The following is a 7,840-nucleotide window of genomic DNA, read 5'->3' on the forward strand; positions in this document are numbered from 1 at the left end:
GTTCGGGCTTGACCGGTGCGGGTGCCGGGCGGTCCGTCTCCGGTTCCTCCCGCACCGTCGGGATGTCGGCCTCCACCGCGTCGGGATGTCGGCCTCCGCCGGCCCGAGTGCGTGCTGCGCGGCCGCCGCCAGGGCCCCGCAGCTGGGGTAGCGTTCCTCCCGGTCCTTGGCCAACGCCCGCGCGATGACCTCGTCGAACGCGGCTGGCAGGCCCGCCCGAAGGGCGGCGGGTCGGGGGATCGGCGAGTTCAGGTGGCCGGCCATCAGCGGGGCCAGGGGCGATCCGGGATACGGCTGCTGGCCGGTCAGCAGCCGGAACAGGGTGCAACCCAGCGAGTACACATCGGCCCGGGCATCCAACGGGAGGTTCGCGAACTGTTCCGGCGCCGCGTACTGCAGGGTCGCCACCAACATCCAGGTTTTGGTCACGTGCTGGGTCTGCTCGAGCGCCTTGGCGATCCCGAAATCGGCGAGCAGCACCCGCCCGGGATCACCCCGGTGACCCGGCCGGGGGTGTTCGACGAGGATGTTCGCCGCCGAATCGAGGGGACCACCCTCGCCGGCGGTCGCGGCGTCGGTGCCCTCGACGTATTGCATCGCGATCCACAACCGGTCGCCCTCCCGGCCGCGGTCGTACACCGCGACGATGTTCGGGTGCTCGAGCCGGGCCGCGTGGTCGGCCTCCCGCTCGAACCGGGCGCGGGCGTCGTCGTCCTCGGCCAGCGCCGGGTGCAGCACCTTCAGGGCGATCCGCCGCGGCCACCGCGGATGCGCCGCCGCATACACGGTGCCCATCCCCCGACCCCCAGCACGCGTTCGATGGTGTACCCGGCGAACACCTCCCCCGGCCTCAAGATGCCGTGCTCGCCCATGCCGTCACCACCTCACCCGGATGCCTCGCCGACCTCAGTCAACACCGACCACGTCAGGGCATCAGCCAACCGTTGTCCGCGGGTCAGGGCGGACAGGCTTTGTGTCAGCGCCGCGACGGTCCCCGACGACGGGACGGCACCGGAGGGGCCACCGGGGTAGGGTCATCGGTGTAGTGGACGGCACACAGCCCGGGACGGGACTGCACTTCGACGTGCTCGGACCGGTGCAGATGACGATCGACGGGATCGCCCCACCGCTGGGTGGCCCCAAGCAGCGTGCCGTCCTCGCGGCCCTGATCATCAACCGCAACCACCCGGTGTCCGCCGACGCGCTCGCCGACCGGGTGTGGAATCATCGGCCGCCACCCGAGGCCCGGGCGAGCCTGCAGGTGTTCATCTCGAATCTGCGTCGAATTCTGCGCCATGCCGGGATCGATGCCCGGGCGGTGCTGGCCAGCGCGCCGCCGGGGTACCGGCTCATCGTGCCGGACCAGGGTTGTGATCTGGGACGATTCCTCGCCGAGAAGAGGGCCGGGATCCAGGCCGCCGCCGCGCGGCGATTCGAGGAGGCGAGCGGGCACCTGGCCGCCGCGCTCGCCGAGTGGAAGGGCCCGGCACTCGACGATCTCCGGGATCTGGAGTTCGCCGAGACGTTTGCCGCCGCGATCGAGGAGGAGAAGGTGTCGGCCCTCGCCGCCCGCGCGGAAGCCGAGATCGCGTGCGGACGAGCCGAGGCGGTGATTCCCGAGTTGGTGTCCCTCGCGTCCGTCTACCCGCATCGCGAGCCGTTGTGGGGTCAGCTGATCACCGCGTTGTATGTGTGTGGCCGGCAGTCCGACGCCCTCGAGGCGTGTCGCCGGCTGCGCTCGAACCTGGCCGAGGAACTCGGCATCGATCCGGGCCGTGACCTGCTAGAACTGGAGGGCCGCATCCTGCGGCAGGAATCATTGGCGGTGGCCGAGACCGCGCTGGCGACCGCCGCCCATCCGGTCACCGTCCTCGAGACGCTCGAACGCGCCCTGGCCGCGCAGCTGCGGGATCGTCAGGGCCGTGTCTTTCGGATCGGATCGGCGGGGGTCAGGATCGGCCGGATGCCCGACAACGACATCGTGCTCGCTCAGGGCAAGGTCAGTCGCCACCACGCGATCATCGTGGATACCGGGATGAACTTCGTGTTGCGGGACCTGCGTTCCTCGAACGGTGTATACGTGGGCGGCAACCGCGTCGTCGACAGCGTCTGGCTCGTCGATGGTGACATCATTCGGATCGGCGACACCGAGCTCGAATTCCAGATCGTGGTCGAATAGCGCAGCGCCTCCCCACCCCCGACACGTGCGTCGTCGTGCTACCGACCGATGTTCCGCCTCGTCGGCATCACCACCGGGCCCAGACGCTCCGGGTGCCGGTCGCGGAGCCACCGTGGGGACCGCACCGACGGGCACACCCCACCGACCGGTTCGTCTCGGGTGCGGCAACCGACTCGGTGGGGCGTGTGGCGGGTGAATCAGGCCGGGAGCGCGTAGGTGTATTGCGGGCAGTACACCGTCACGGCGTCGGCGATGATGAAGCCCGCCTCGTACGGCGAGTAGGAGGACTCGCTCAGGAAATCCAGTCCGATGTCGTAGAAGTCGTAGCCGCTCTCGAAGTCCCCGCAGACCGCGTAGCCCAGCGCCACCGCGTAGTAGGCCGAGTCGTAGGGGATGCCTTCTTCGTCGAGGGCGGTGAGGTAGACCTCCTCCGGCGCATAGCTGGTGGCGTTGGCGACCCCGACCCCACCCATGGCGGCGACGCCGAGCACGGCGGTGACGGCGGCGACGCGAGCGGCGGACTTGACGGACTTGACGGTCTTGGGGAACATGGCGGGTCCTTTTCTTTGAGTTGCCATTGGCTGGTATGAAAAGGATCTGGGATGTCGCTTGTCGGATTCTGAACGAAATCTTGTGATGGTCTCCGCGAGCTCGACGCGGCCTGGCGCCGGTCACAGCGGGAGGACCGCTGCATCGACGGGTTCGGGTGTGATGCCGCCTCGGCTCCGCGGACTCGACGGTCTCGGAGGATCCCGAGCCGATCCGACCCGGGTCGGATGTCCCGCTCGGCCGGGTCGGTCTAAGTGAAACTGGCGGCCTAAGTGAAACTGGCGGCGCGCGTCCACTTCATGGTGCGCAATGCCGACGACAACGCCGGGACGATCGGACCGATTCGTTTCGAGAAGGACACGATTTGGTCGTCGTAGTCACCTTTAAGTTGGAAGTGTTTGCAGCGGTAAGGGATTCGCGTTGCCAGGGCGGCGTACACGGCGTCCGTGTCGGTGACCGCGCATCCCTGACCGCGCGGATGGGAGGCGCGAAGGCTGGACTCGGCCCGCTCGCGGAGTTCGGCCAGCAGTTCACGCTGCTGTTTGCGGGGGAGGGACTTGGCATCGTCCGGCAGCATCGACAGGGCGCCCTGCGCGACGCGTGTGATGGCGTCGTGGTCGGGCTCGTCGGCTTTGGCCGCGCGCAATGTGTCCTCGACCGCCGCCCGCAGCCGTGCCGTCAACTCCAGGTCGGACGCCCGGTAACTCGTATAGGGGACCATGCCGAGGGCCCGGCGCCGTTTCGTGGTCGCCCACGAGTTGGTCCCGGGCCAGCCTCTCGGTGGGCCGCGGGTCGGTGCCGATCCAGTGTTCCCAGGTGCGCGGGCATGAGGCGGAGATCTGCGTGATCAGATGTTGCTCCAGCGCGCCCGGAAGCACCGGGGTGGACTCGATGACCGCGCGGCCTTGCGATCGGTACCGCGCCGGTCAGGTAGAGCTCGGCAAGAACCCCCGCACGGACGAGTGCACCGAGTTCGTCGTACTCGGCGATCAGGCCGTCGGGGCGTGTGCAGAGCAAATACAGGCGCTTCCACAGCGGGAGGGGAGGCACATAATCGATGCTAGCCCGTTGCGGCCGAAGGTGGATGGCGTGGACGACCGACTCTGCAGCCCCATGAGTGTGCCCCGTGAGTCTGCGGAGTCATACACTCCGATTGGCTCACAGACGGCGTAGCGGTCCGACCGAAGGCGGTGTTGCCGATGGGTCGTGCGGAACTCGAGCCGGGTGACGTGTTCGCCGGCTACACCATCCAACGTGTGTTGGGCGTCGGTGGGATGGGCGCTGTGTACCTCGCTCGCGATCCTCACCTGCCCCGGAACACCGCCCTCAAATTGCTGGACCGCAGCCTGACCACCGACGACTGCTTCCGCTCCCGCTTCGAGCTCGAGGCCGACCACGCGGCGCGCCTGGAACACCCGAACATCGTGTCCGTCTTCGACCGAGGCCGGGAAGCACATCAACACTGGATTGCGATGCAATACGTTGCCGGAACCGATGCCGCGGTGGCGCTGCGTGAGGGTCCGATGGACCCATCGCGCGCCGTGCACATCATCGCCGAAACGGCGAAGGCCCTGGACTATGCACACGAGAACGGCGTGCTGCACCGCGACGTCAAACCGGCGAACATTCTGTTGGGCACGTCCGGCGCCGAGCAACCCGAGCGGGTACTGCTCACCGATTTCGGTATCGCCAAGGCCCTCGACGAGACACAGCACCTGACCAAAACCGGGTCGCTGGTGGCCACCCTGCAGTACTCGGCGCCCGAGGCTTTCCAAGGCATCCCACTCGACCCCCGCGCAGACGTGTACTCGTTGGGCTGCACCCTATTTTGCCTGCTCACCGGCCGCCCACCGTTCACCGGAAGCACCCAGGAGGTCATGCGCGGTCATCTCAGTGCACCCGTACCGCGGATCAGTGCTGTGCGCGGTGATCTTCCGCCGGCCATCGACGACATCGTCTCCGCCGCTTTGGCGAAGCGGCGTGAAGACCGGCTGCCGACCTGCCGCGCACTCGCGGCCGGCGTTCAGCTTGCCCTGTCGAACGCGCAGTCCTCGCACACGGCCCAGCCCACCAGTTTGCGGTCGCAGACGACAATGCACGGCGCACCCCATGCCCAGACGACTCGGCAGCCCACCTCACCACCGCATGGGCGGCCGCCGCCCCGGCCGGTACCGCAACCGCCCCCGCCGCAGATGTTCAGCGTTCCGCGTCGGCGAAATCCGGCGCGTGTTCTGCTTGCGCTCGCCTTCCTCACCGTCTTGGCCGTCGGTGCCGCAGTGGCGTTCGTGTATTGGGGCAACCGGTCATCGACGCAGACCACGTTGCCGTTCAGTGGCCTCAACTCTCCCGTCGGGGTGGCCGTCAACACTGCCGGAGATCTTCTCGTCGCCGACACCAACAACAATCGCATCCTCAAGCTGGCCGCTGACTCCGACGCCCAGGACGTCCTCCCGTTCACCGATCTCGACCACCCCGCGGGGGTCGCGACCAATGACGCCGGCGACGTCTTCGTCGCCGACACGAAGAACAATCGGGTGCTGAAACTCGATGCCGGAGCCACAACCCAGACGGTGCTCCCGTTCACCGACCTGGCCGGGCCCGCCGGAGTGGCGGTCAGCGACGCCGGACACCTTTTCGTCGCCGATAACAACAACAACAGGATTGTCGCGCTGCCCGCCGGCGCCGCGAGCCAACAGGTGCTGCCGTTCACCGACCTGCACGGACCGGTCGGCGTGGCGGTCAACTCCAGTGAAGACGTATTCGTCACCGATACCGACAACAACCGCGTGCTCTTCCTTCCCGCCGGCGGCACCGACCAGACCGTGCTGCCGTTCACAGAGCTGGCGTCCCCCACCGGTGTGGCGGTTGATTCCACGGGCGATGTGTTCGTCGCCGACTACCGAAACGGTCGCGTTGCCGAACTTCGAGCGGGTGCGGACACCGCCACTGTGGTGCCGTTCACCGGGCTGCACCGCCCGATCTGGGTAGCGGTCAGGGCCACCGGAGACCTCTACGTCACCGAGGGCAACACGGTCCTACGACTGCCGGGCGACCCTTGATGCCGTCCGTCCCGACCGGTCACGGTCAACCGCCACCGACGACTTGGAATGAGCCATACCAGCTTCCATAACCCACGGACGTGACGCCGTTCGATGTCGAACCTTCATACGAGCTGAGGCCCGGGGAGATCACGATGACCACCACGCCGCCGCCCCGCTGGGAAATCACTCCCGCATGCACACCAGCCGTGCACACGCTGGAATCATCCGTGTAGGTGCCCGAGCCCCACACGGTGCCGAACGCTCCACCCGGCGGGCACTCGAACGACGCTCGTCCTCCGTCCTGACCCCGGAAAGCCTCGGCGGTCGTACTCCAGTCGGCGGGCGGCAGCGCCTGCGTTGTCGGCGGCTGCGTTCGCGGGGGTGGCGCCACCGTGGTCCGCGGCGGCGGTGGCGCGACCGTGGTTTGGAGCGGTGGGCGTGGCGCGACCGTCGTCCGGAGCGGTGGCGGTGGCGCGACCGTCGTCCGCGGCGGTGGGGGTGGCACCGTCGTGGTCGGCGTCCTCGTCCGCGTCGTCGTCGGTTGCTGCGGTGTCCCGCTGCCGACGTTGATCACCACAGGAGCCCCGGTGACAACGTTGATGACCGTGAACTGGGTAACCGGCGCGGGTGCGGGCTGCACGACGATGATCTTGTCCGGCGCGAAACCCGGCCACCGCTGCCCGCTGTACGTCGGGGCTGCTTTGGTGGGCTGCGGCGGCAACAGCGGGTTCCCGCACTGGCACCGAACCCGCGGCACACCGCGATCGTCGACGAGGACTGCCGTCCCGGCCTGCAGCACGGACTGCAGCGCGGTCGGTCGGCCATTCTCGTACCCGTGATTCGTCACCCGGGTATCGGAACCGAGAATCACCGACGTGAGCGACTCGACATAGGCGCGGACGTCGGAAACACCCAACACCTCGCCGAACGCGGCCCGCTGCCCCGGATTCTGTTCGAGGAATCCGATCAGTTTCGGCTTGTCGCAGACCGACAACTCGAGGGAGCCACCGTAGATTCCGGTTCGGTCGCCCGGCACGGCGATCAATCCGGGCCGGCCCGGATCCGGCGCACCGGCAGCCACCGTCGGCATCGACTCCGGCAGCGTGGTCGGCGCATCGGGGGGCACCACCGGCGGCGTCCACGGAAACGGCCCCTCGGATGCGGCCGCCTCGAGCAACACCTCACCCTCATCCGCGTCGCCCCTCACGAACAAGAGATAGCCGCCGACGAGCACTCCGATCAGCACGGCGGCGAGCAACCCGAACAGCAGAGGCCAACGGCCACCGCCCCGCGAACGCGGAGGTGGAGGACCCGGCGGCCCCGGGGGCGGCCCATCGGCGGGCGGCCATTGTTGGGCGTGCGGTTGCCACTGTTGGCCCTGAGGTTGCCACTCGGGGCCGCGGGGTTGCCAGTGCGGACTGCCTGGCGTACCCGGATCGTCGCTCATGGTGCACCGCCGTCGACCATGTCGCCAGATTTTCGTCAACGATACCCCCGAAAACCGGGCCTCACGAGACCCGGTGGCTGTCCGGCTTGCGCAGAAGGGAAGCGACAACCCGGTCAACGGGGGTCCCCACGGTCCCGTTGACCGCGCCTTATCCCTGATTTCCCTGATTCCTGCTTCAACGACGCCGGCGGGGTGACGCGTTCACCGGACTTTGCGGCGAGGTACTCGACGTACTGGACGAACGCCTCCCGGCAACCCGTCGCTGCGGGCGGACAGTCAGGCAAGGACATCGTGTTCGGCGACGAAGGCGTCGGCGGGGATATGGGTGACCGACTGCACACCAGAATCTGGTGATGCCACCTGTCAGGTGACCGTGATCGATTGGGCGACGGCTCCACTGCTGTCGCACACCACAGTCACGGTCTGGTCGCCGGGAGGAGTACCGAAATACAGAGTGAGAGAGCCGGTGCCATCCACCACTCCGTCGAGGAAGAGTGCCTCGTTCGCATCGGTGGTGGCTATGCATGTCTCCCCGGGCGCGGCGCCCGTAATGAATATGTCGGCACCGCCGGGGCCGCCATAGATGTTGGCGTAGTAGCCCTGGGCGGGTCCGGGGGCGGGTGC

Annotated in this window: 6 protein-coding genes and 1 pseudogene; 2 read left to right on the plus strand and 5 right to left on the minus strand. The window is 68.2% G+C overall.

Annotated elements, in window-relative coordinates:
- A partial coding sequence (locus G9373_RS44035) for a serine/threonine-protein kinase (protein ID WP_346842935.1) occupies positions 1–795 on the minus strand: 795 nt, incomplete at its 3' end.
- A 250-nt stretch (positions 796–1,045) separates the two neighbouring features.
- Here G9373_RS44035 and G9373_RS44040 point away from each other — a divergent pair.
- On the plus strand, positions 1,046–2,179 hold the full coding sequence (locus G9373_RS44040; RefSeq protein WP_167121115.1) for a BTAD domain-containing putative transcriptional regulator: 1,134 nt from the start codon (positions 1,046–1,048) through the stop codon (positions 2,177–2,179).
- 197 nt (positions 2,180–2,376) lie between these two features.
- Here G9373_RS44040 and G9373_RS44045 read toward each other — a convergent pair whose 3' ends face one another.
- Both G9373_RS44045 and G9373_RS44050 read right to left on the minus strand, forming a co-directional pair.
- The gene (locus G9373_RS44045; protein ID WP_167121117.1) at positions 2,377–2,730 is read right to left on the minus strand and encodes a DUF732 domain-containing protein; all 354 of its coding nucleotides are present in this window, start codon (positions 2,728–2,730) and stop codon (positions 2,377–2,379) included.
- A gap of 266 nt (positions 2,731–2,996) precedes the next feature.
- Positions 2,997–3,449 carry a hypothetical protein gene (locus tag G9373_RS44050; protein ID WP_005562625.1) on the minus strand — a complete coding sequence of 151 codons (453 nt, stop codon included), beginning with the start codon at positions 3,447–3,449 and terminating at the stop codon, positions 2,997–2,999.
- 478 nt (positions 3,450–3,927) lie between these two features.
- Between G9373_RS44050 and G9373_RS44055 the strand changes: the two genes are divergently transcribed.
- Positions 3,928–5,787 (plus strand): serine/threonine-protein kinase PknD, encoded by a 1,860-nt coding sequence (locus G9373_RS44055; RefSeq protein ID WP_005562629.1) that lies wholly within the window; start codon positions 3,928–3,930, stop codon positions 5,785–5,787.
- Positions 5,788–5,812: 25 nt separating this feature from the next.
- Here G9373_RS44055 and G9373_RS44060 read toward each other — a convergent pair whose 3' ends face one another.
- Positions 5,813–7,027, minus strand: coding sequence for a DUF6777 domain-containing protein (locus G9373_RS44060; RefSeq protein WP_167121119.1), 1,215 nt, complete (start codon positions 7,025–7,027; stop codon positions 5,813–5,815).
- Positions 7,028–7,579: 552 nt separating this feature from the next.
- Positions 7,580–7,840, minus strand: a pseudogene (locus G9373_RS46070) (hypothetical protein); the annotation flags it as partial.

Source organism: Rhodococcus sp. A14 (assembly GCF_011603105.1).
Lineage (GTDB): Bacteria > Actinomycetota > Actinomycetes > Mycobacteriales > Mycobacteriaceae > Rhodococcus_F > Rhodococcus_F opacus.